Source organism: Brachybacterium sp. p3-SID957 (assembly GCF_025144775.1).
GTDB lineage: Bacteria > Actinomycetota > Actinomycetes > Actinomycetales > Dermabacteraceae > Brachybacterium > Brachybacterium epidermidis.
Genome location: NZ_JALXKT010000041.1, coordinates 1 through 20,115 on the forward strand (window position 1 = coordinate 1; position 20,115 = coordinate 20,115).

The 20,115-nt window shown below is 71.2% G+C and carries 19 protein-coding genes; 6 read left to right on the top strand and 13 right to left on the bottom strand.

From position 1 onward, the window contains the following. Positions 1–2,594, bottom strand: a 2,594-nt coding sequence (locus tag M3B01_RS09745; protein WP_259791688.1) for an ATP-dependent Clp protease ATP-binding subunit, incomplete at its 3' end; no start/stop codon positions are given. Positions 2,595–2,852: 258 nt separating this feature from the next. Between M3B01_RS09745 and M3B01_RS09750 the strand changes: the two genes are divergently transcribed. After that, positions 2,853–4,241, top strand: a complete 1,389-nt coding sequence (locus M3B01_RS09750) for a PrsW family intramembrane metalloprotease (RefSeq protein ID WP_259791690.1) — start codon at positions 2,853–2,855, stop codon at positions 4,239–4,241. 93 nt (positions 4,242–4,334) lie between these two features. Here M3B01_RS09750 and M3B01_RS09755 read toward each other — a convergent pair whose 3' ends face one another. From M3B01_RS09755 to M3B01_RS09770, 4 genes are read right to left on the bottom strand one after another with little or no spacing between them, the layout of a single operon-like run. Then, positions 4,335–4,742, bottom strand: a complete 408-nt coding sequence (locus M3B01_RS09755) for an RNA-binding S4 domain-containing protein (protein WP_259791692.1) — start codon at positions 4,740–4,742, stop codon at positions 4,335–4,337. After that, positions 4,739–6,181 (bottom strand): amidase, encoded by a 1,443-nt coding sequence (locus M3B01_RS09760; protein ID WP_259791694.1) that lies wholly within the window; start codon positions 6,179–6,181, stop codon positions 4,739–4,741. Before M3B01_RS09760 ends, M3B01_RS09755 begins: the two co-directional genes overlap by 4 nt. Beyond that, positions 6,178–6,783, bottom strand: a complete 606-nt coding sequence (locus M3B01_RS09765) for a low molecular weight protein-tyrosine-phosphatase (RefSeq protein WP_311203218.1) — start codon at positions 6,781–6,783, stop codon at positions 6,178–6,180. Before M3B01_RS09765 ends, M3B01_RS09760 begins: the two co-directional genes overlap by 4 nt. Further along, positions 6,780–7,178, bottom strand: coding sequence for a GNAT family N-acetyltransferase (locus tag M3B01_RS09770; RefSeq protein ID WP_259791697.1), 399 nt, complete (start codon positions 7,176–7,178; stop codon positions 6,780–6,782). Before M3B01_RS09770 ends, M3B01_RS09765 begins: the two co-directional genes overlap by 4 nt. A gap of 24 nt (positions 7,179–7,202) precedes the next feature. On the opposite strand from M3B01_RS09770, the gene M3B01_RS09775 reads away from it, so the two are divergent. Together M3B01_RS09775 and M3B01_RS09780 are read left to right on the top strand one after the other, a co-directional pair. Beyond that, entirely contained in the window at positions 7,203–7,565 is a 363-nt protein-coding gene (locus M3B01_RS09775; RefSeq protein ID WP_259791700.1) for a DUF952 domain-containing protein, read from the top strand. 96 nt (positions 7,566–7,661) lie between these two features. Beyond that, positions 7,662–8,297, top strand: a complete 636-nt coding sequence (locus tag M3B01_RS09780) for an L-threonylcarbamoyladenylate synthase (RefSeq protein ID WP_259791703.1) — start codon at positions 7,662–7,664, stop codon at positions 8,295–8,297. On the opposite strand, the gene M3B01_RS09785 is transcribed toward M3B01_RS09780, so the two are convergent. After that, positions 8,294–9,577: an MFS transporter gene (locus M3B01_RS09785; RefSeq protein ID WP_259791705.1), complete on the bottom strand. Its 1,284-nt coding sequence runs from the start codon at positions 9,575–9,577 to the stop codon at positions 8,294–8,296. The two genes, M3B01_RS09780 and M3B01_RS09785, sit on opposite strands and share 4 nt — an antisense overlap. A gap of 104 nt (positions 9,578–9,681) precedes the next feature. On the opposite strand from M3B01_RS09785, the gene deoD reads away from it, so the two are divergent. Then, positions 9,682–10,404 (top strand): purine-nucleoside phosphorylase, encoded by a 723-nt coding sequence (deoD, locus tag M3B01_RS09790; protein ID WP_193865778.1) that lies wholly within the window; start codon positions 9,682–9,684, stop codon positions 10,402–10,404. Between the two features lie 146 nt (positions 10,405–10,550). On the opposite strand, the gene M3B01_RS09795 is transcribed toward deoD, so the two are convergent. Both M3B01_RS09795 and M3B01_RS09800 read right to left on the bottom strand, forming a co-directional pair. Next, a complete protein-coding gene (locus M3B01_RS09795; RefSeq protein WP_259791707.1) occupies positions 10,551–10,805 on the bottom strand; it encodes a hypothetical protein in 255 nt (84 codons plus the stop codon). Next, a complete protein-coding gene (locus M3B01_RS09800) occupies positions 10,802–11,605 on the bottom strand; it encodes a gamma-glutamyl-gamma-aminobutyrate hydrolase family protein (RefSeq protein WP_259791709.1) in 804 nt (267 codons plus the stop codon). The genes M3B01_RS09795 and M3B01_RS09800 overlap by 4 nt, the downstream gene beginning before the upstream one ends. Before the next feature lie 156 nt (positions 11,606–11,761). Between M3B01_RS09800 and M3B01_RS09805 the strand changes: the two genes are divergently transcribed. Next, complete coding sequence (locus M3B01_RS09805; RefSeq protein WP_259791711.1) at positions 11,762–12,199, top strand: glutamine amidotransferase-related protein; 438 nt, start codon at positions 11,762–11,764, stop codon at positions 12,197–12,199. Here the strand turns inward: M3B01_RS09805 and M3B01_RS09810 are convergent. From M3B01_RS09810 to gcvT, 5 genes are all read right to left on the bottom strand, one after another. After that, positions 12,151–13,296, bottom strand: coding sequence for a glycosyltransferase family 1 protein (locus M3B01_RS09810; protein WP_259791713.1), 1,146 nt, complete (start codon positions 13,294–13,296; stop codon positions 12,151–12,153). The genes M3B01_RS09805 and M3B01_RS09810 overlap by 49 nt on opposite strands. Before the next feature lie 127 nt (positions 13,297–13,423). Next, on the bottom strand, positions 13,424–14,635 hold the full coding sequence (locus tag M3B01_RS09815; RefSeq protein ID WP_259791714.1) for a cobalamin-independent methionine synthase II family protein: 1,212 nt from the start codon (positions 14,633–14,635) through the stop codon (positions 13,424–13,426). 125 nt (positions 14,636–14,760) lie between these two features. Further along, a complete protein-coding gene (gcvP, locus tag M3B01_RS09820) occupies positions 14,761–17,769 on the bottom strand; it encodes an aminomethyl-transferring glycine dehydrogenase (protein ID WP_259791716.1) in 3,009 nt (1,002 codons plus the stop codon). 61 nt (positions 17,770–17,830) lie between these two features. Next, positions 17,831–18,202: a glycine cleavage system protein GcvH gene (gene gcvH / locus M3B01_RS09825; protein ID WP_259791718.1), complete on the bottom strand. Its 372-nt coding sequence runs from the start codon at positions 18,200–18,202 to the stop codon at positions 17,831–17,833. Between the two features lie 56 nt (positions 18,203–18,258). After that, positions 18,259–19,392 carry a glycine cleavage system aminomethyltransferase GcvT gene (gene gcvT / locus M3B01_RS09830; RefSeq protein WP_259791720.1) on the bottom strand — a complete coding sequence of 378 codons (1,134 nt, stop codon included), beginning with the start codon at positions 19,390–19,392 and terminating at the stop codon, positions 18,259–18,261. Positions 19,393–19,540: 148 nt separating this feature from the next. Between gcvT and M3B01_RS09835 the strand changes: the two genes are divergently transcribed. After that, positions 19,541–20,113: a GNAT family N-acetyltransferase gene (locus M3B01_RS09835; RefSeq protein WP_259791722.1), complete on the top strand. Its 573-nt coding sequence runs from the start codon at positions 19,541–19,543 to the stop codon at positions 20,111–20,113. The last annotated feature ends 2 nt before the right edge of the window (positions 20,114–20,115 follow it).

A 20,115-nucleotide genomic window follows, 5' to 3' on the forward strand; every position in this document is an offset into this window, starting at 1 on the left:
AGATCCAGGCCGGTGCCGTCCTCACGGGCGCTCACGACCACATGCTCACCGTCGCGGACCTCGCCGCGCAGGATCAGCCGCGCGAGGGCGTCACCGATCTCCTTCTGGACCAGCCTCTTCAGCGGCCGGGCACCATACATCGGGTCGAAGCCCTTCTCGGCCAGCCACTCGGTGGCGCCTTGGTCCACGTCCAGGACGATCCGGCGATCGACCAGGCGGGCGGCGACGTCCGCGATCTGCAGCGTCACGATGCGGGAGAGCTCCTCACGGCGCAGCGCATCGAACATCACCACGTCGTCCAGCCGGTTGAGGAACTCGGGCTTGAAGGAGGCCCGCACCACGGCCATCACCTTGTCCGTCTTCTCCTCGGGGCTGAGCAGAGGGTCCTGCAGCACGTGGGCCCCGAGGTTGGAGGTGAGGATGAGGATGGTGGAGCGGAAGTCGACGGTGCGGCCCTGGCCGTCGGTGAGACGGCCGTCGTCGAGCACCTGCAGCAGCACGTCGAACACATCGGGGTGGGCCTTCTCGATCTCGTCCAGCAGCACCACGGAGTAGGGGCGGCGCCGCACGGCCTCGGTGAGCTGGCCGCCCTCGTCGTACCCGACGTACCCGGGAGGCGCACCCACCAGGCGCGAGACGGTGTGCTTCTCGCCGTACTCGGACATGTCGATGCGCACCATGGCGCGCTCGTCGTCGAACAGGAACTCTGCCAGCGCCTTGGCCAGCTCCGTCTTTCCCACACCCGTCGGGCCCAGGAACAGGAACGAGCCGGTGGGGCGGTTGGGATCTGAGATCCCGGCGCGGGCGCGCCGGACGGCGTCGGACACCTCGGTGACCGCGCGCTTCTGGCCGATCAGGCGCTTGCCGATGATGTCCTCCATCTCCAGCAGCTTCTGGGTCTCGGACTGCAGCAGGCGCCCGGCGGGGATGCCGGTCCAGGCACCCACCACCTCGGCGATGTCATCGGCGCTGACATGGTCGGCCACCAGGGGCCGTTCCCCCTCGCCGTCGCCGCTGGCCTCGGCCTCCTCCGCCTCGGCCAGCCGCTCCTTCAGCGCGGGGATGTCGCCGTACAGGATCTTCGAGGCTGCGGTGAGGTCGCCCTCGCGCTGGGCGCGGTCGGCCTGCATCCGCAGCTGCTCCAGCTGGGCCTTGAGATCGCCCACCAGGTTCAGCCCGGCCTTCTCCCGCTCCCAGCGGGCCGAGAGCGCGGCCATCCGCTCATTGCGATCGGCCAGCTGCGAGCGCACCGACTCCAGCTGCGCGATGCTGCCGGGGTCCTCGCTGCCGTCCAGCGCCATCTCCTCCATCTTCAGCCGGTCCACCTGACGGCGCAGGATGTCCAGCTCCTCCGGGGAGGAGTCCAGCTCCATGCGCAGGCGGGAGGCGGCCTCGTCCACCAGGTCGATTGCCTTGTCCGGCAGCTGTCGGCCGGAGATGTAGCGGTCCGAGAGGGACGCGGCGGCCACCAGGGCGGAGTCGGTGATGGAGACCTTGTGGTGCGCCTCGTACTTGTCCTTGAGCCCGCGCAGGATGGTGATGGTGTCCTCCACACTGGGCTCGCCCACCAGCACCTGCTGGAAGCGGCGCTCCAGGGCCGGGTCCTTCTCGATGTTCTCGCGGTACTCGTCCAGCGTCGTGGCACCCACCATCCGCAGCTCACCGCGGGCCAGCATCGGCTTGAGCATGTTGCCGGCGTCCATCGCACCGTCACCGGTGCCGCCTGCGCCCACCACGGTGTGCAGCTCGTCGATGAAGGTGATGATCTGGCCGTTGCTGGTGCGGATCTCGTCCAGCACCGCCTTCATCCGCTCCTCGAACTCGCCGCGGTACTTGGAGCCGGCCACCATGGAGGACAGGTCCAGGGAGATCAGCTTCTTGCCGCGTAGGGAGTCGGGGACGTCACCCGCGACGATGCGCTGGGCCAGGCCCTCCACCACGGCGGTCTTGCCCACGCCGGGCTCGCCGATCAGGACGGGGTTGTTCTTGGTGCGACGCGAGAGCACCTGCACGACGCGCCGGATCTCGGCGTCGCGACCGATCACCGGGTCCAGGCGGCCCTCGCGGGCCATCTCGGTGAGGTCCACACCGAACTTCTCCAGGCTCTTGAAGCTGTTCTCCGGGTTCTGGCTGTCCATCTGGCTCATGTTCTCTTCTCCTCCGTGCAGTCGTACCACGGCATCGCGCAGGGAGCCCGGCCTGGCACCCCGGGAGGTGAGCAGGCGGGCTGCGTCGTCCTTGCCGAGTGCGATGCCGATCAGCAGGTGCTCGGTGGACAGGTAGGTCTTTTGCTGGAAGTCCGCTTCCTTACGGGCGGCCTCGAGGGCGTCGAAACCGCTGCCGACGAACGTGGGGCTGGTGGCCCCGCTTCCGCTGACGCGGGGCAGGGCCTTGACGGCCTCGGCGGCACGCTGCGCGATCTCCTGGGGTGAGGCCCCTGCCTCCTCCAGGGCCGCGTAGGCGATGGTGTCACGCTGCTCGGCGAGCACCCACAGCAGGTGCATCGCGCTGATCTGGGGGTTGCCCAGTTCGGCCGCCCTCTCCGCTGCCGCGGTGACGGCATCCTGCGAGCGGGTGGTGAACCTGAAATCCACGGTGCTCCTTTCCGGTGCGCTCGGTGCTGGTGGGTTCTCGATCTGTCTGCTCTCGATCCGGTGCAACGACACCGAAGTTGAGTCTATTCCGCTCAACTCCGGTTCCGCGCCGATCGGATGACCACGGCCGCCCACGCGGCCGTTCCCCGGAGCGGACCGGCACGGCATCCACAGTGCCTCAGAGGGGGACGTGTGCGCCGTCACTCCCCTGTAGCATCACAGTCGATCCACCCGCCGCAGCCGAAAACAGAGGCACCCATGTCCCAGCCGCCCCCCTCCTCCCAGGGCCAGTACATGCCCAACGGCAGGCCCCGCCCCGGAGCCGCCTCCCCGCCCTCGGGTGCGCCGTCCTTCCAGTCCCAGCCGCACTACCGCGACTACGGCAATCCCAAGGCGTACGACACCTCGGTGCGTCCCACCCACGGCCTCACCGCCGCCCGCTACGCCCCGGCACAGATCCAGCGTCCGGACCAGGCCCAGCCGCAGTCCGCCTGGGCCACGCAGACCCGCCGCGTGCAGGAGGTCTCCCAGCACGCCAAGGAGGTCCCGGTGGTGTCGATCGCGACCTGGCTGGCGCTGATCGGGATGGGGCTGCTAACGATCGTCGTGCTGGGGGCCTTCTTCCTGAGCTTCGTGATGAATGCGAGCTCGAGCCCCATCTGGTGGCCGGTGACCGCGTTCCTGGCGGGGATCTCCCTGCTGGTGATCTTCGGCGTGATCCTGCTGGCGGACAGGTGGGACCCGCAGCCGATCCCCCTGCTGCTGATCGCGGTACTGTGGGGCGCCGCCGTCGCGGCCGGCAGCAGCTTCTTGCTCAACTCCATCAACGGCCTGATCTTCTACGCCGTGGGGGGCGAGGGCTTCGCGACCTGGGCCGGCCCTGTCATCAGCGCCCCCCTGGTGGAGGAGACCACCAAGGGCCTGGGGCTGATCGTCCTGATGCTGCTGGCGCGGCGCTACTTCAACGGTCCGCTGGACGGCATGATCTACGGGGCGCTCATCGGCGGCGGCTTCGCCTTCACCGAGAACATCATCTACTACACCCGCGTCCTCGAGGGCGCCGGTGCCTTCGGCGTGGTGATCCTGTTCGTGATGCGCGGGGTGCTGAACATCTTCGGCCATGCCATCTACACCAGCCTCACCGGCGTGATCATGGGGTACGTGGTGCGCAAGTGGGGCACCATCATCGGCCTGCTGTCGTTCTTGGTGGCCACCTGGCCGGGGATGTTCCTGCACGCGGTGTGGAACCTTTTCGCAAGTTTCGAAGGCCTTCCCGTGATGATCATGATGTTCGCGGTCAAGGCGTTCATATCCCTGCTGTGGCTGATATTCATCGTGGTGCTGATCTGGGACGAGGCGCGCCTGACCCGGGTGCGTCTGGGCGACTACGCCAACCAGGGCTGGCTCACCCACGAGGAGGTGGACATGCTCGGCACCTGGAAGGGGCGCCGCGAGGGCAAGAACTGGGCCGCCCAGATGAACGCCAAGCCGCTGATGAAGAAGTTCATCCGGGACAGCGCGGACCTGGCCTCGGCGCGCCAGCGCCTGCTGGCCGATGGCGCCAACCCCAAGGTGGTCGAGCTCGAAGCGGGCCTGCTGTCCAAGCTGCGCTCCAACCGCGAGGCGCTGCTGGCGGCCGCCCGCTGACCTCGGCGTGCGCGTGCGCGCGACCCCAGGGCGCTCCTGGCGGTCCTGCGCACCTCACGCATCCGCACACGGTGCTCGGAGCGGCCGGGGGACTCAGCTCTCCCGGCCGCGCAGCCTGTCCAGCTGCCGGCGCTCCCTCTTCGTGGGGCGCCCGGTGCCGCGGTCGCGACGGGGCGGTGCGGCCAGCAGCTGCGGGGCCGGCTCAGGGCTGTGGTCCTCGTAGGACTCCCGGGCGATCGGGGCCCCCACCCTCTTGGTGAGGATGCGGGTGACCACCACGATGCGCTCGCGCCCCGGCGAGCGCACACGAAGCTCGTCGCCCACCGACACCTTCTGGGCCGCCTTGACGGGATCGCCGTTGCGGCGCACGTGGCCTCCACGGCAGGCGGCCGTGGCAGCGGCGCGGGTGGGGAACAGCCGTGCGCTCCACAGCCACACGTCCAGTCGCACCGTGGCGGGCCCCTCAGCCTGGCCCGGCAAGGTCGGTCCCGGGGTGCTCATGACTCGTGCGGTGCGCGCACCAGCGGCCACGGATCGGCCTGCTCGAGCTGGGCGGCCAGGCCCAGCAGCAGGGCGTCGTCCCCGGCCCGGGTGGCACCGATGTGCACCCCGAAGGGCAGTTCGATTCCGTCGACGGCCTCGCGATGGATCGGCACGCTGATCGCGGCGCACCCGGTCATGTTCCAGGTGCTGGTCCACGGGGTGAATCGGCACTGGGCATCGAAGTCCTCGCCGCCGTCGGCGAGCTGGATCGTCTCGGGCAGGGCGGGGGGCGCGGCCAGGGAGGGCGTGAGCACCACGTCGAGCTCGCTGAAGGCCTCCCCGGTGCGGCGGGCGATCGTCTGCACCCCTGCCATGGCGCGTGTCAGGTCGACGCCGTCGTAGGTGCGCCCCTCGGCCCGCAGCCAGCGGGTGAGTTCCATCAGGAGCGGCTCGGCGTCCTCGGGGAGGTCGAGGGCGGCAGCGCCCACGGTCCACAGCGGCATGAAGGCGCGCCACTGCTCCGGGGTGAAGGGGGCCGGGACCTCCTGAACCTGGTGCCCCATGCCCCGCAGCAGCTCGACCGCGCGCTCCAGTCCTCGCAGCGCGGCCGGGTGGATCTCGGTGCGGGCGGCGAGGGGCTCGGTGAGCACCCCGATGCGCAGTGCAGAGGGGGCGCGGTCGCAGGAGGAGAGGAAACCCTTCTGGGGGCGGGGGGAGGTGAGGAAGTCCCCGGGGCGTGCCACCGCGATCAGGTCGAGCCCGGCAGCGGCATCGCGCACGGAGCGGGCCAGCATCCCATCGGTCACCAGGCCCATGCCCTCGGTGCCGTGCGGGCCTGCGGAGACCAGCCCTCGCGAGGGCTTGATGCCCACGATCCCGCAGCACGCGGCGGGGATCCGCACCGAGCCTCCGCCGTCGGTGCCGTGGGCCAGGGGAACCACGCCCGTGGCCACGGCGGCGGCTGCCCCTCCACTGGACCCGCCCGCGGTGCGGCGCAGGTCCCAGGGGGTGCGGGCAGGTGCTCCGGTGGCGGGCTCGGTGTAGCAGGGGAAGCCGAACTCGGGGACGGAGGTCTTGCCGATGGTGACGGTCCCGGCGTCCAGCAGCAGCTGCGCCACTCCGTCGGTCACCTCGGCGATGTTCCCCTCCAGCAGCACGGAGCCGGCCCCGAAGGGCTGACCGGCGATCTGGGTGAGGTCCTTGACGGGCAGGGGCACTCCCAGCAGCGGGTAGGCGCGCCCGAGCTGCTCGAGCGTGCCGCTGCGGCGGGCGTCATCGAGGGTGCGCGCGGCAGCCTCGGCCTGGGCGAGGGAGCGGTCCTCGAGCAGGTGGGCGAAGGCACCGACCTGTGCGCCCACCCCGCGGGCCGCCTCCAGGGTCTGCTCGGTGAGCTCGACCGCGTCGACCTGCCCCTGCCTCAGCGCGGCGGCCGTCCCGAGCGCGCTGCGCACCGTCATCGCGCCTCACCGGTCCGGTTCGCGGCCACCCCGCCGGTGCGACCCTCGCTCGCCGCACCCGCCCGACCCTCGCTGGCCGCGCCCGCCCAACCCTCGCCGGGCGCGCTGCCGGGCTCACCCGGCTCGTTCTCGAGCTGGGCGCGCACGTGCGCCACGATCCCCTCGGTGGCAGCGGTGATCTGCTCCCAGGCCGTCTCGAAGTCCTGCTCGTCGCCGTACCAGGGGTCACGGATGCCGGTGTCCTCCCCCACCTGCGGGTCGAACTCCCGCATCATGCGCTGCTTGGCGGCGATGTCCGCTCCGGCCCGTCGCACCGGCTCGACGTGGTCGTGATCGAGGGTGAGGATGAGGTCGGCCTCCCGCAGCAGCTCCGGGTCCATCTGCCGGGCGCGATGGGAGGTGGTCGTGATGCCGTGGCGCTCCAGCAGAGCCGCCGCCCGGGGATCGATCGGATTGCCGACCTCCCAGCCGGAGGTGGCCAGTGATGCCACCTCGACCTGATCGGCCAGCCCGGCCTGCTCGAAGGCCTCGACCAGGGCGTACTCGGCCATCGGTGAGCGGCAGATGTTCCCGGTGCACACGGTGAGGATCCGGTAGGTCATCGCTCCGGTCCCCCGTCGGCCTGCGACGGCTGCGCTGCCTGCGCGCCGGGTTCGAGCAGGTCCCCGTACTGGGGATGGCGCTGGATCCATCCGTCGACGAACCAGCAGGTGGGGCGCACTGCGAGGCCGTGGGTGCGGGCCTCGTCGAGGACGTGGCGCACCAGGGCCGAGCCGAGGCCCTCGCCGTTGCGCTCCGGGGCCACCACCGTGGAGCGCAGGTCCCGCACGATCGCCGGCGCCTGCGCCCCGTCATCACCCGGGGCGGGCTCGTCCGCGTAGTAGAGGACGGCCACGACCTCGTCGCCGTCCAGGGCTTCGTACCGTTCCCTCTCCGCCTCGTGGACCAGGCGCACACCCTGGCCGTCCGCGGAGGGTCCACCGCTGCTGTGCTCCATGCCGATCACGCTACACTGCCGTCCATGCCCGCGCCCCTGATCTGGCACATCACCGAGCTCGCCGCCTGGGATGCGGCGGTGCGAGAGGGCCGGTACACACGCTCCACGCGCGGTCGCAGCCTCGAGGACGTCGGCTTCATCCATGCCTGCTTCCCCGAGCAGGTGTCCATGGTGGCCAAGAACGTGTACCCGGACCAGCGCGGTGATCTGGTGATCCTGGAGATCGACACCGCCCGGGTCGAGGCCACCGGAGTTGCCGTGGACATCGAAGCGGATGACCACGGGGGCGACGGCTACCCGCACATCATGGGCCCGCTGCCGATCAGTGCGGTGCTGCGGATGCGGCGCACCAAGTGGATCGGCCGCGAGTTCGTGGTCGTCGCCTGAGACCACGGCGCCGATCCGACCAGCGGCGGAGAGCACCCCTGCCCGCCCATGGCCGCGTTCGGAGACGGGACGGCCCCGCACGGCGTAGCATCGAGCATGGCCAGATCCTCGCATTCCGCCCGTTACCTCGACATCCACCCGGTGGACCCGCAGCCCCGCCTGATCGACCAGGCCGTGAGCGTGCTGCAGGACGGCGGCCTGATCGCATACCCCACCGACTCCTGCTACGCCCTGGGGTGCACCCTGGACGCTCACGAGCCGCTGGAGCGGATCCGGCGCATCCGCCAGGTGGGCAAGGACCACCACTTCACCCTGGTGTGCGCGGACTTCGCTCAGCTCAGCCAGTTCGTGATCGTCTCCAATCCCACGTTCCGCCTGGTCAAGAACGCCACCCCCGGGCCGTACACGTTCATCCTGCCTGCGACCAAGGAGGTGCCCCGCAGGATGGCTCATCCCAAGAAGCACACGGTGGGCGTGCGGATCCCCGATCACCGCGTCACCCATGCTCTGCTGGAGGCTCTCGGCGAGCCGATCGTCTCCTCGACCCTGCTGCTGCCCGGTCAGGAGGATCCCCCGGCCGAGGGCTGGGTGGTTCAGGACCTGCTGGGCGACCAGCTGGACGTGATCATCGACGCCGGCGAGGTGGGCATCGACCCCACCACGGTGGTCGACCTCGCCGGCGGTGAGGTGGAGGTGGCGCGCGTGGGCGCCGGGGATCCCGACCGCTTCTAGGCGACCCGCTCCCGCTTGCCGGACAGTGCGCCGGAGAACAGCAGGATGCCCACGGCGTAGATGGGAACCAGCCACAGCGCGTACCGCAGGGTGAAGGCATCGGCCAGGGCACCGATGATGGGCGGGGTGGCGAAGAAGCCCACGCGCGCCAGCCAGCCCACCACGGTGATGCCCACGCCCGGGGGGACACCGGGCATGTCGTCGGCGGCCCGGAACGCCGCCGGGAACAGTGTGGCGATCCCCCAACCGGCGGCGGCGAAGCCGACAAGTGCGGTCGCGGGCGTGGGCAGCAGCAGCGCAAGGCTCATGCCGGCTGCCGAGACCAGGGCGCCGATGCGGGCGGTGAGGCGGTCCCCCAGGCGGTCCACGACGGCGTCCCCGGTGAAGCGGCCGATGGTCTGGGCACCCTGCAGGGCCACGAACGCCATTCCCGCCATGAACGGGGTGACCTCGAAGGTGCTGTGCATGAACAGCGCGCCCCAGGTGTTGCCGGCATCCTCCGTGGAGCCCGCGAACACCAGCACCGCTCCGAGCGCCGCGATCAGACCCAGACCCCGCATGCTCACCCCGGCGACGCGGCGCCCCTGCGCCCCCTCGGACGAGGCATGGGCACCGGCGGGGACGTCGGCGGCGGAGGCCGGGCTGGGACCGGCCGCAGACTCGCGCTCGGTGGTGTCCGGGCCCGGCAGCATGAAGCGCAGTGATGCGAACGCGGCCGCGCCGAACAGCACCAGGCCCAGCACGCCCTGGACCCACAGGGGCAGGCCCACCTGGGCGCCGGCGGCGCCGAGCACGCCACCGGTCACGGCACCGAGCGACCAGAAGCCGTGGTAGCTGTTCATGATGGAGCGGCGGTAGCGGCGCTCGACCCGCATGCCGTGGGCGTTCATCGCGATGTCGGTGATGGCGTCCGCGGCGGACGCCATCAGCAGCGCTCCGGCCAGCCACAGCCAGGACCCGGCGGTGTACACCAGCAGGTGCGTGGTGGAGGCGATGATCTGCGCGGTCACCGCGACCCGGGCAGAGCCCCACCGCTTCATCAGCCCCGCGGCGCCCAGTCCTGCCAGCAGCCCTCCCAGCGGTCCCAGGCCCACGGCGAGCCCGAAGGCGGTGTTGCTCAGTCCGATCGAGTCCACCAGCTCGGGGTAGCGGGGCAGGATGGCGCAGAAGCTGAGCCCGTTGAGGAAGAAGATCAGGGAGACCGCCCAGCGGGCACGGCGGGCGTCGGCAGCAACCGGCGTGCGGGAGGGGGTGCGGGCGCCGGAGGAGGGAACGTTCACAGTCCACGATCCTCCGCCACGGATCGGGGCCGTCGCAAACATGCTCCGCACTCTGAGGTGCGGCGCAGATTCGGTCCGGGCACGGCCCACCGTAGGCTGACGCCATGTCGACACACATCGGTGCCACCCCTGACCAGATCGCCCCCTACGTGCTGATGCCGGGCGACCCGTACCGCGCTCGCTGGATCGCCGAGACCTTCCTCGAGGATCCGGTCCAGTACAACGACGTGCGCGGGATGCTCGGCTACACCGGCACCTACCAGGGCGTGCGGATCTCCGCCCAGGGTTCCGGGATGGGCCAGCCCTCGATCGCGATCTACGCGCACGAGCTGTTCACCGAGTACGACGTCGAGGCGGTCATCCGGGTGGGCAGCTGCGGCGGCCTCTCGGACAAGGTCAAGGTGCGGGACGTGGTGCTGGGCGTGGCCGCCTCCACGGACTCCGCGATGAACGTGCCGCGCTTCCGCCACGTGAACTACGCCCCCGCTGCGGACTTCGACCTGCTGCGCCTGGCTGCCGAGGTGGCCGAGGAGCGCCTGCTGCCGGTGATCGCCGGTGGGCTCTACTCCGCCGACCAGTTCTACAACCCCGATCCGGAGGTCACCTCCACCCTCGCCGACTACGGTGTGCTGGGGGTGGAGATGGAGGCGGCGGCCCTGTACACCCTGGCCGCGCAGTTCTCCCGCCGCGCCCTGGCGCTGTGCACCGTCTCGGATCACCTGCTCACCGGGGAGGAGACAAGCGCCATGGAGCGCCAGGAGTCCTTCGAGGACATGATCGTGGTGGCCCTGGAGTCCGTGGTGCGGCTGGACCGCGACCGCGGCTGAGCCCGCCCGGGCCGCACGCGTCCACCCGAGCACGACGAGCGCCGCCCCGGCCGGTCCAGGACCGGTCGGGGCGGCGTGTCATCGATGAGCCGGGCGGGCGTGCTGATCGTTCCCCGGCACGGCCGGGGCAGCGCCCTGACCGGGGCTCAGGTGAGGAAGCGCGGCACCAGGTCGAAGGTGAGGTACAGCGCGAGGATGCACAGCAGCATCCCCGCGGCGAAGGTGAGCGGCGTGAACAGGCTCATGATGTAGAGACCGGCGACGAACAGCCCGAAGAGGAGCACGAACAGCGCGACGCTGAGGACCGGGCTGTTCCCCTGCGAGGTGGTGTTGGTCGCGTGGCTGCCCTGGACGCCCCGCGCATCCGCGTGCGTGCCCTGCGCGCTGTGCTCCGTGCTCATGCTTCCTCCGATGGTCCTGGCCGATGGATCCGCCCCCATGGTAGACCAGCGTCCCGGGTGGCGGGGACAGCCTCCACCGTCGCCGCGGCCTGCTGGCGCACCGCCGCGACCAGCGCGTCGAACACCACCCCCTGGGAGGGATCGAGCTCCGGATGCCACTGCACGGCGATCACCGGGGAGCCGCCGCTCGCCTCCACCGCGAGCGGCAGTCCGCTGGCATGACGGGCCACCACCCGCAGATCCCCGTGCACGTCCCGTGCTCCCTGGTGGTGGTAGGCGGTGACCTCCGCACTGCTCCCCAGTGCGAGGGCGAGGTCGCTGTCGGCGTCGATCCGAGCGGTGACCCGGGTGGGGCGCTCCCCGGTGGCGGGGTGCTGCGGCAGGTCCTCGGGAAGGTGACGGTGCAGGGAGCCGCCCTCGGCGACCACGGCGATCTGCAGTCCCCGGCAGATGCCCAGCACCGGCACGCCCGTGCGTCGTGCCGCCCGGTACAGGGCCATCTCGAAGGCGTCCCGCTCCGGCTGGGCGGCCATGTCGGTGTCCCGGGGCGCCTCGCCCAGCAGGGCGGGGTCGAGGTCGGTGCCGCCGGAGAGCACGATCGCATCGAGCTCGGCTACTTCCTCGTCGGTCCACTCCTCCTGCGGGGCGATCACCACGGCCCTCGCCCCGGCGGCGCGCACGGCGCGCACGTAGTGCTCGGTGATCACCACGGCGTCGTGGCCCGCCCAGGCCCCGGTCATCATGCGGCTGGTCCCTGCGGTCACGCCGATGAGCGGGCGACGGGGGGTGCGCTGCGCCATGAGTGGTCCTCTCCGCTGGATCCGGTGCTCCGGGTGGCCCGGGAGCCGCTGCGTCGCCGGGTGCGACATGAGCAGTGCACCATCGCGGACCGCCCGCAGCGAAGGAGTATGGCCGAATGTGACGCGGGAGGGGCGGGGCTCTGGTAGGAAAGGCGCATGGACGCCCGCCCCTCGGATGTCCTGGTGATCGAGCACGAGGCGGACTGCCCGCCCGGGGTCCTCGCCGACGTGCTGGCCGAGGCCGGTCTCACCCTGCATCTGCACCGGCCCTACCGGGGCGACCAGCTGCCGATGGGCCTGGGCACCTTCGAGGGCCTGGTGGTGCTGGGCGGCGGCATGGGCGCCCGCGACGACGCGGAGCACCCGTGGCTGCCGCAGGCCCGCCGCCTGCTGGCACTGGCCTTGGACCGGCATCTGCCGACGCTGGGCATCTGCCTGGGGGCGCAGCTGGCCGCGAGCGCCCTCGAGGGCCGCATCGGTCACTGCGTCGCCGGGCACCCTGGCGGGAGGCCGGGCCCTGCTGGAGGCGTTCGCCCAGCAGGTGATCACCGACTGACGGCGAGCGCCCTGTTCGCGGCGATGGCCTGCTGGTAGTAGCCGCGCAGCTGCTCGGACAGCACCGGCCAGGTGCGCTTCCTCACCGACTCCAGCGCGGCCGCACCGAACGCGGCGCGCTTGGCGTCGTCAAACAGCAGGTCGGTGGCGGCCTCGCGCATCTCGTCCAGCATGCCCGGGGTGTAGAGCCATCCGGTGCGGCTGGGGGTCACCAGGTCCACGGGGCCGCCGCTGCGCGGGGCGATGACCGGCAGCCCGGAGGCCATGGCCTCCTGGATCGTCTGCCCGAACGTCTCCAGCTCACCGGGGTGGATGAACAGGTCCGCACTGGCCAGGTAGGTCGCAAGGTCCGTGCCGGAGCGGAAGCCTGCGAACCGAGCACGGGGCATGTGGCGGCGCAGGCTGTCCCGCTCGGGGCCCTCGCCGACGATCACCAGGCGCACGCCGGGCATGTCGTGGACCACCTTGAGGTCCTCCACCTGCTTCTCGGGGGCCAGCCGGCCCACGTACAGCACGATCCGCTCCCTGGGCCTGGCCAGCTTCGAGCGCAGTCGCTCGCTGCGCAGCGACGGTGAGAACAGGGAGGTGTCCACGCCGCGCCGCCACAGGTGCACCCGCTCGATGCCGTGCTCGACCAGCTGGTCCCGGGTGGCGGTGGAGGGGGCCAGGGTGAGGGTGGAGCGGTTGTGCACGTCCCGCAGCAGCTGCCAGCTGGCGCTCTCCAGGAACGGCATGCCGTAGCGCGCGGTGTATCCGGGGATGTCGGTCTGGTACACGGCCACGGTGGGCACGCCCAGCTTCTGCGCTGCCACCACGGCCCGACCGCCCAGCACCGTCGGGGAGGCCAGGTGGATCACGTCGGGCTCGAACTCACCGATCCGGCGACGCAGGGACGTGGCGCTGGTGGTGGCGATGCGCACGTCCGGGTATCCGGCCAGGGGCACGGAGGGGATGCGGCGCACCGGGACGCGGCGCCCGCAGGCGGTGCGCAGGGAGGTGTCGGCATGGGGCCAGTGCGGGGCGATGATCGCGACGTCGTCCCCGCTGGCGGTGTGGTGGTCGACGATGCGGAGCACCGAATTGGTGACCCCGTTCATGTGCGGAAGGAAGGACTCGGCTACCACAAGGATCCTCACGGGACCCATCATCCGCCTTTGGGCCGACCCCTTCGCCACCAGGTCGTGACATGCCGACGAAGCCGAGGTGAACTCTCGGCCACCTCGGCTCCGTCGGGGTGCAGCGGAGGCTGCTGCGACTGTGGGCTCACACCCGGGCGGAGGCGATCTCCGCACCGGCCACCAGGGACTCCAGCTTGGCCCAGGCGATCTGCGGGTGGATGCGCCCGCCCAGACCGCAGTCGGTGGAGGCGATCACGCGCTCGGGGCCGACCAGGCGGGCGAAGCGCTCGATGCGCTGTGCCACCAGCTCGGGGTGCTCCACCACGTTGGTGGCGTGGGAGACGATGCCGGGCACGATCACCTTGTCCTCGGGCAGGGTGACGTCCTGCCATACGGTCCATTCGTGCTCGTGGCGCACGTTGGCGGCCTCGAAGCTGTAGTAGCGCGCGTCGATCTCCAGCAGCAGGTCCACGATGTGACGGAACTCGATGTCGGTGGTGTGGGGACCGTGCCAGGAGCCCCAGCACAGGTGGAATCGAGTCTGCTCGGTGGGCACGTTCACCAGGGCGCGGTTGACCGCGTCCACGCGCTTGCGGGTGAAGTCCACGTAGTCCTCGACGCTGGGCTCGGGGTTGATCTGGTCCCAGTTCTCCGCGATCGACGGGTCGTCGATCTGCACGGTGAGGCCGGCGGCGGCGATCGCCTCGTACTCGGGACGCATCGCCTCCACCCAGGCGTCGAGGAAGGCGTCCTCGTCGCCGTAGTGCTCATCGACGATGCGGCTGCCGGAGCCGGGCGAGAGGGCGGCCAGGAAGCCGCTGTCGTAGCCGCTGGCGTCCAGGGCGGCGCGGAAGTTGGCGACGTCCTGCTCCACCAGCTCGCGGCCCACCTCGGAGTACGCGATGGGGCCGGTGGCCGCCGGGAAGGTGGGCTGGGTGCCCACGGTGATGCCGGAGGTGGGGTCCTGGTAGGCCTCGGCGAAGATGGTCCAGTCGCGGCGGTCCGGGAAGGTGGTCAGGCGCACGTTGCCGGGCTCGGAGCGCACCGGCTCGCTGGAGAAGTGGTCGGCGCCGGTGAGCTCGAGGCCGCTGACCCGATCGAAGATGTAGGACCACCAGGAGCCGTAGTTGACGGCCGAGCCCATCAGGTGCCCGTACTCCCCATCGTTGGGGACGGCGATCCCGATCTGGCGCTGCTTGGCGACCACGTCGGCCACCGCCTGGCGCAGCACCTGGCGGAACTCCTCGGTGGGCTCGGGGGTCAGGCCGTCCTCGCCCACGGGGCGGGCGGCGTTGGCGGCGATCAGCTCGGGGCTGCGGGGCAGGGAGCCGGCGTGGCTGGTGAGGATCTGTGTCATACGTGCAGGCTAGACGGCACGACGCCCCGGTGCGAAGCCGGGGCGTCATGGCCGTTCATATTCGGTGGGCCCAGCTCAGGGCAGGCGGCCGGAGCGGGCCGCCCCGGAACTGCGCCGGAGCAGTATCACTCCGTGGACCACGTGGGCACCAGGTGCCGGTCGCCGTAGGCCTGGTCGATGCGGCGCACCGGCGGCCAGTACTTGGACTGGATCCGCATGCGGGCACTGGAGTGCACCGAGGAGTCGTCCCCGCCGTTCCAGATGCCCGGGTACACGGCGGTCTCCCGCGAGTACGGGTGGGTCCAGTCCTCCACCGCGATGCAGTCCGCGGTGTGGGGGGCGTTCACCAGCGGGTTGTCGTCGGCGGGCCACTCCCCTGCCGCGACCGCCTCGGCCTCCTTGGCGATCATCAGCATCGCGTCGACGAAGCGGTCGATCTCCCCGATGTCCTCGGACTCGGTGGGCTCGACCATCAGGGTCCCGGCCACGGGGAACGACATGGTGGGCGCGTGGAAGCCGTAGTCGATCAGGCGCTTGGCCACATCGTCCACCGTGACCCCGGTGCGGGCGGTGAAGGGTCGCAGGTCCACGATGCACTCGTGGGCCACCAAGCCGTTGTCCCCGGTGTAGAGGATGTCGTAGGCCTCCCGCAGCCTCTCGGCGACGTAGTTGGCGGCCAGCACCGCCGAGGCGGTGGCGTGCCGCAGGCCCTCCTGGCCCATCAGGCGGATGTACGTCCAGGTGATGGGCAGGATCGACGGGGATCCGTAGGGCGCCTGGGAGACGGGCGGGCCGCCGTGCACCACGCCGCTGCTGCTGCCGGCCTGCGGGTGCTCGTGCTGCTGCATCGCCGGGTGGCCGGGCAGGAAGGGCGCCAAGTGGGCCTTCGCGGCCACCGGTCCCACCCCGGGGCCGCCGCCGCCGTGGGGGATGCAGAAGGTCTTGTGCAGGTTCAGGTGGGACACGTCCCCGCCGAACTCGCCGGGCTTGGCCACCTCCAGCAGGGCGTTGAGGTTGGCACCGTCGACGTACACCTGACCGCCGGCATCGTGCACCAGCTGGCACACGGTGCGCACCTCCTCCTCGTACACGCCGTGCGTGGAGGGGTAGGTGATCATGATCGCGGCCAGCTGCTCGCCGTGGTCCTTGATCTTCTGCTTCAGGTCGTCCAGGTCGATGTTGCCGCGGGAGTCGGAGTCCACCACCACCACGCGCAGCCCAGCATTGACGGCGGAGGCCGCGTTGGTGCCGTGGGCGGAGCTGGGCACCAGGCACACGTCCCGCTCCGCGTCACCGCGGGAGTCGTGGTAGGCGCGGATGGCCTGCAGGCCGGCGAACTCCCCCTGGGAGCCTGCGTTGGGCTGCAGGGAGACGGTGTCGTACCCGGTCAGGTCGATCAGCCAGCTCTCCAGCTGGGTGATCAGGTCCAGGTAGCCCTCCACGTCCTCACGGGGCGCGAGGGGGTGGATCGCGTTGAACTCGGGCCAGGTGATGGCGGCCATCTCGGTGGCGGCGTTCAGCTTCATCGTGCACGAGCCCAGCGGGATCATGCCGCGGTCCAGGGCGAAGTCCCGGTCGGCGAGGCGGCGCAGGTAGCGCATCATCGCGGTCTCGGAGGGGAAGGAGCTGAACACGGGGTGCTGCAGGAAGGGGCTGGTGCGCACCAGGTCACCCCAGGCGGCCTCGACGTCGATGCCGTCGGCGATCTCAGCGGCGTCCGCGGAGCCGCCCGTGCCCGCCGGGCCCACCGGATCGGTGTCCGTGCCCTGCCCGCCCTCGAGGGGTTCGACGGCCTGCGGCCCGAAGGCGGCGACGATGGCCCGCAGGTCCTGCTCGGTGACGGTCTCGTCCAGGCTCAGCTGGAGGCGATCCGCGTCGATCTCCCGCACCAGGAACCCAGCGCGGGCGAAGTCGGCGACGATGTCGCGGGCCCGGCCGGTGGCGCGCACCTGCACGGTGTCGAAGAAGGAGTCGTGGACCAGCTCGTAGCCGTCGGCGCGCAGGCGGGCGGCCAGGGCCGCGGTGCGCTCGGCGACCTGGCGACCGATCCGGGCCAGGCCCTCGGGGCCGTGGTAGACGGCGTACATCGCGGCCATCACGGCCAGCAGCACCTGGGCGGTGGTGATGGCGCTGGTGGCCTTCTCGCGGCGGATGTGCTGCTCACGTGTCTGCAGGGACAGGCGGTAGGCAGGGTTGCCGTCGGCGTCCACCGAGACGCCCACCAGGCGGCCCGGCAGCTGCCGCTCCAGTCCCTTGCGTACCGCCACGAAGCCGGCGTGGGGCCCGCCGAAGCCCAGCGGGATCCCGAAGCGCTGGGAGGTGCCCACGGTGACATCGGCCCCCATCTCGCCCGGGGTGCGCAGCTGGGTCAGCGCCAGCAGGTCCGCGGAGACCACCGAGATGGCGCCGGCCTCCTTGACCGCGGCGATCACCTCACTGGGATTCCACACGCGGCCCGAGGCGCCCGGGTACTGCACCAGTGCGCCGAAGAACTCGCCCTCGGCCAGGCCCTCGGCACCGGCGTTGGCGAAGTCGACCTCGCGCAGCTCGATCCCGAGCCCCTTGGCGCGGCCGGCCAGCACCTCCTTGGTGGTGGGCAGGGCGTCGGCGTCCACCAGGAACACCGGGGGCTTGCGCCGGGCGGCCCGGCGGGCCAGCATCAGCGCCTCCGCGGCCGAGGTGGACTCATCCAGGGTGGAGGCGTTGGAGACGTCCATGCCGGTGAGGTCGCAGATCATGGTCTGGAACGTCAGCAGCGCCTCCAGGCGGCCCTGCGAGATCTCCGGCTGGTACGGCGTGTACGCGGTGTACCAGGCGGGGTTCTCCAGCACGTTGCGCTGGATCACCGCCGGGGTGTGGGTGCCGTAGTACCCCAAGCCCAGCAGGGAGCGACGCACCGTGTTGCGGCGGGCCAGAGCTCGCAGCTCCTCGAGGGCGGCCGCCTCCCCCACGCCCGGCGGCACCACACCGCGCGTTTCGGGCTCGAGCAGGATGGTGCCAGGCACCGCCCGGGTCAGCATCTCGTCGAGGGAGTCGAAGCCCAGCACATCGAGCATGTGGCGCTGGGCGTCGGAATCGGTGCCGACGTGGCGGCGGACGAAGGAGTCGTGGGCGAGCACGGACGGATCTGTCATGGAGCGGGTACCCCTGGAGGATCGAGCGGCGGACGGGGGCGGCGAGCTGCGGACGGGCGAATCAGCCCTTGGTGAGCTGGGCGTACTCCTCGGCGGTGAGGAGATCCTCGGGCAGGTCCCCGGTGCGCACCTTGATCAGCCAGCCCTCGTCGAAGGGCGAGGAGTTCACCAGCTCGGGGGCGTCCACGACCTCCTGGTTCACCTCCACCACGCTGCCGTCGATCGGCGAGTACAGGTCGGAGACGGACTTGGTGGACTCGATCTCGCCCATCACGGTGCCGGCGCTGATCTCGTCGTCCACCTCGGGCAGGTCGACGTAGACCACGTCACCGAGCTGACCGGCGGCGTAGTCGGTGACGCCGACGACGGCCAGGCCGTCCTCGTCCAGGCGCACCCATTCGTGATCCTTGCTGTAGCGGAGATCGTCGGACATGACGGGGTTCCTTTCCAAGCGTGTTCGTGATGATCGGTCGAGCAGAGGTGCAGGGGTCAGGAGCGGGAGTAGAAGGGCAGGTCCACCACACGGGCGGGCAGGTCCTTGCCGCGCACGTCCAGCACCAGCTCGGTGCCGACGGCGGTGAGATCGGGGCGCACGAAGGCCATGGCGATGGGGTGCCCCAGGGTGGGCGAGAGAGCGCCGGAAGAGACCGTGCCCACCTCGGTGCCTTCGGTGGTGCGCACGACGGCCCCGGCGCGTGCGGCGCGGCGCCCCTCTGCGGCCAGGCCCACCAGCACGGGCAGCTCGGAGGTGTCGGTGCTCTCCACGGCCGAGCGGCCCACGAAGTCACCCTTGGACGTCAGCGCCACCACCTTGCCCAGGCCGACCTGCGCGGGGTGCAGCTCGGTGCCGAGCTCATTGCCGTACAGCGGCATACCGGCCTCCAGGCGGAGGGTGTCGCGGCAGGCCAGCCCGCACGGGGTGAGCTTCTGCCCGCCCACGGCCGTCAGGTGGTCCCACAGGGAGGGGGCGAGCTCGGCGAGCACGTACAGCTCGAAGCCGTCCTCGCCGGTGTAGCCGGTGCGGGCCACCAGCAGCTCCGCGCCCCGGTAGGTGCCCTCCAGGAAGCGGTAGTAGCCCAGCGCGTCGATGCCTGCCTCGGTGATGCCGGCCGCCTCGGTGCCCTCGACCGTCAGGGCACCGGTGATGATCTCGGCGCTGGCGGGGCCCTGCACGGCGATCAGCGCGGTCTCGGCGGAGGCGTCGATCACCTCGACGTCGAAGTCGGCGCAGCGCTCCTGCAGGGCAGAGAGATCCGCGGCGGCGTTGGAGGCGTTGGCGACCACCAGGTAGCGGTCCTCGGCGCGCCGGTAGACGATCACGTCGTCGATGACGCCGCCGCTCTCGGTGAGCAGCAGGGTGTACTTGGCACGGCCCACGGAGACGGTGGAGATCTTCCCGGCGAAGGCGTGGTCCAGGGCCTCGGGCGCCTGGGGGCCCTCGATGCGGATCTCACCCATGTGGCTGAGGTCGAACAGGCCCGCGCTCTCGCGCACCGCGGCGTGTTCGGCCAGGTCGGAGCCGTATCGAACGGGCATCCGCCAGCCGGCGAAGTCGGTGAAGGTGGCTCCCAGCCGTTCGTGGACCGCCTCCAGGGCAGTGCTCCGCAGGGCCTGCTCGACCATCGTGCTCCTTCGTCCTCACGGGCGGATCGGGCCGCCGGTCCCCCGACACCTCACCGTGTCACAGGCCTCACTGTACCGCCCCTCGCGGGCCCCCACCATCGGGCCGGTTGGCACTGCTGGAGACCTGTTCAGCTTGTACGGTGGAGGGGTGACACGGGAAGGCACGGACCAGTGGCCGATCAGGATCCGCGGCGAGCGGGTCCACATCCGCGAACCCCTGGATTCGGACAGGCAGGCGATGATCCGCCTGCTCACCGATCCCGTGACCCGGGAGTACCTCGGCGGTGCGGTGGACTACGCCTCCCGCCAGGCGCTGGAGCTCTCTCCCCTGGGGCTCAGCTGGGGCCGCTGGGTGATCGCCTCCGCGGCTGATGACGCGATGATGGGCTCGATCACCCTGGACTACGACCGGGGCGAGCTGGAGCTCTCCTACGCGCTGCTGCCGGAGCACACCGGGCAGGGGTATGCGGCGGAGTCCTGCCTGGCGCTGCTGCGGTGGGCACAGGAGTCGCTGGAGGACAGCACCGTGATCGCCGTCACGCAGACCCGCAACAAGCGCTCGGTGGCACTGCTGCGCAAGCTCGGCTTCACCGTGCGCAAGGGGCTCGAGGAGTTCGGCACCCAGCAGCTGCTGATGGAGCGCTCGCTGAGCGAGCCGCTGCCGGAGCCCGCCGCGATCGTGCAGACCGCTGCCGATCCCCCGCCGCCCGGCCGCCGCTGAGC

What these genes read in the sequence shown, in the direction of transcription:
- M3B01_RS09750 (WP_259791690.1), top strand. Translation starts at nt 2,853, where the DNA reads ATGTCCCAGCCGCCCCCCTCCTCCCAGGGCCAGTACATGCCCAACGGC.
- M3B01_RS09755 (WP_259791692.1), bottom strand. Translation starts at nt 4,742, where the DNA reads ATGAGCACCCCGGGACCGACCTTGCCGGGCCAGGCTGAGGGGCCCGCC.
- M3B01_RS09760 (WP_259791694.1), bottom strand. Translation starts at nt 6,181, where the DNA reads ATGACGGTGCGCAGCGCGCTCGGGACGGCCGCCGCGCTGAGGCAGGGG.
- M3B01_RS09765 (WP_311203218.1), bottom strand. Translation starts at nt 6,783, where the DNA reads ATGACCTACCGGATCCTCACCGTGTGCACCGGGAACATCTGCCGCTCA.
- M3B01_RS09770 (WP_259791697.1), bottom strand. Translation starts at nt 7,178, where the DNA reads ATGGAGCACAGCAGCGGTGGACCCTCCGCGGACGGCCAGGGTGTGCGC.
- M3B01_RS09775 (WP_259791700.1), top strand. Translation starts at nt 7,203, where the DNA reads ATGCCCGCGCCCCTGATCTGGCACATCACCGAGCTCGCCGCCTGGGAT.
- M3B01_RS09780 (WP_259791703.1), top strand. Translation starts at nt 7,662, where the DNA reads ATGGCCAGATCCTCGCATTCCGCCCGTTACCTCGACATCCACCCGGTG.
- deoD (WP_193865778.1), top strand. Translation starts at nt 9,682, where the DNA reads ATGTCGACACACATCGGTGCCACCCCTGACCAGATCGCCCCCTACGTG.
- M3B01_RS09795 (WP_259791707.1), bottom strand. Translation starts at nt 10,805, where the DNA reads ATGAGCACGGAGCACAGCGCGCAGGGCACGCACGCGGATGCGCGGGGC.
- M3B01_RS09800 (WP_259791709.1), bottom strand. Translation starts at nt 11,605, where the DNA reads ATGGCGCAGCGCACCCCCCGTCGCCCGCTCATCGGCGTGACCGCAGGG.
- M3B01_RS09805 (WP_259791711.1), top strand. Translation starts at nt 11,762, where the DNA reads ATGGACGCCCGCCCCTCGGATGTCCTGGTGATCGAGCACGAGGCGGAC.
- M3B01_RS09815 (WP_259791714.1), bottom strand. Translation starts at nt 14,635, where the DNA reads ATGACACAGATCCTCACCAGCCACGCCGGCTCCCTGCCCCGCAGCCCC.
- gcvP (WP_259791716.1), bottom strand. Translation starts at nt 17,769, where the DNA reads ATGACAGATCCGTCCGTGCTCGCCCACGACTCCTTCGTCCGCCGCCAC.
- gcvH (WP_259791718.1), bottom strand. Translation starts at nt 18,202, where the DNA reads ATGTCCGACGATCTCCGCTACAGCAAGGATCACGAATGGGTGCGCCTG.
- gcvT (WP_259791720.1), bottom strand. Translation starts at nt 19,392, where the DNA reads ATGGTCGAGCAGGCCCTGCGGAGCACTGCCCTGGAGGCGGTCCACGAA.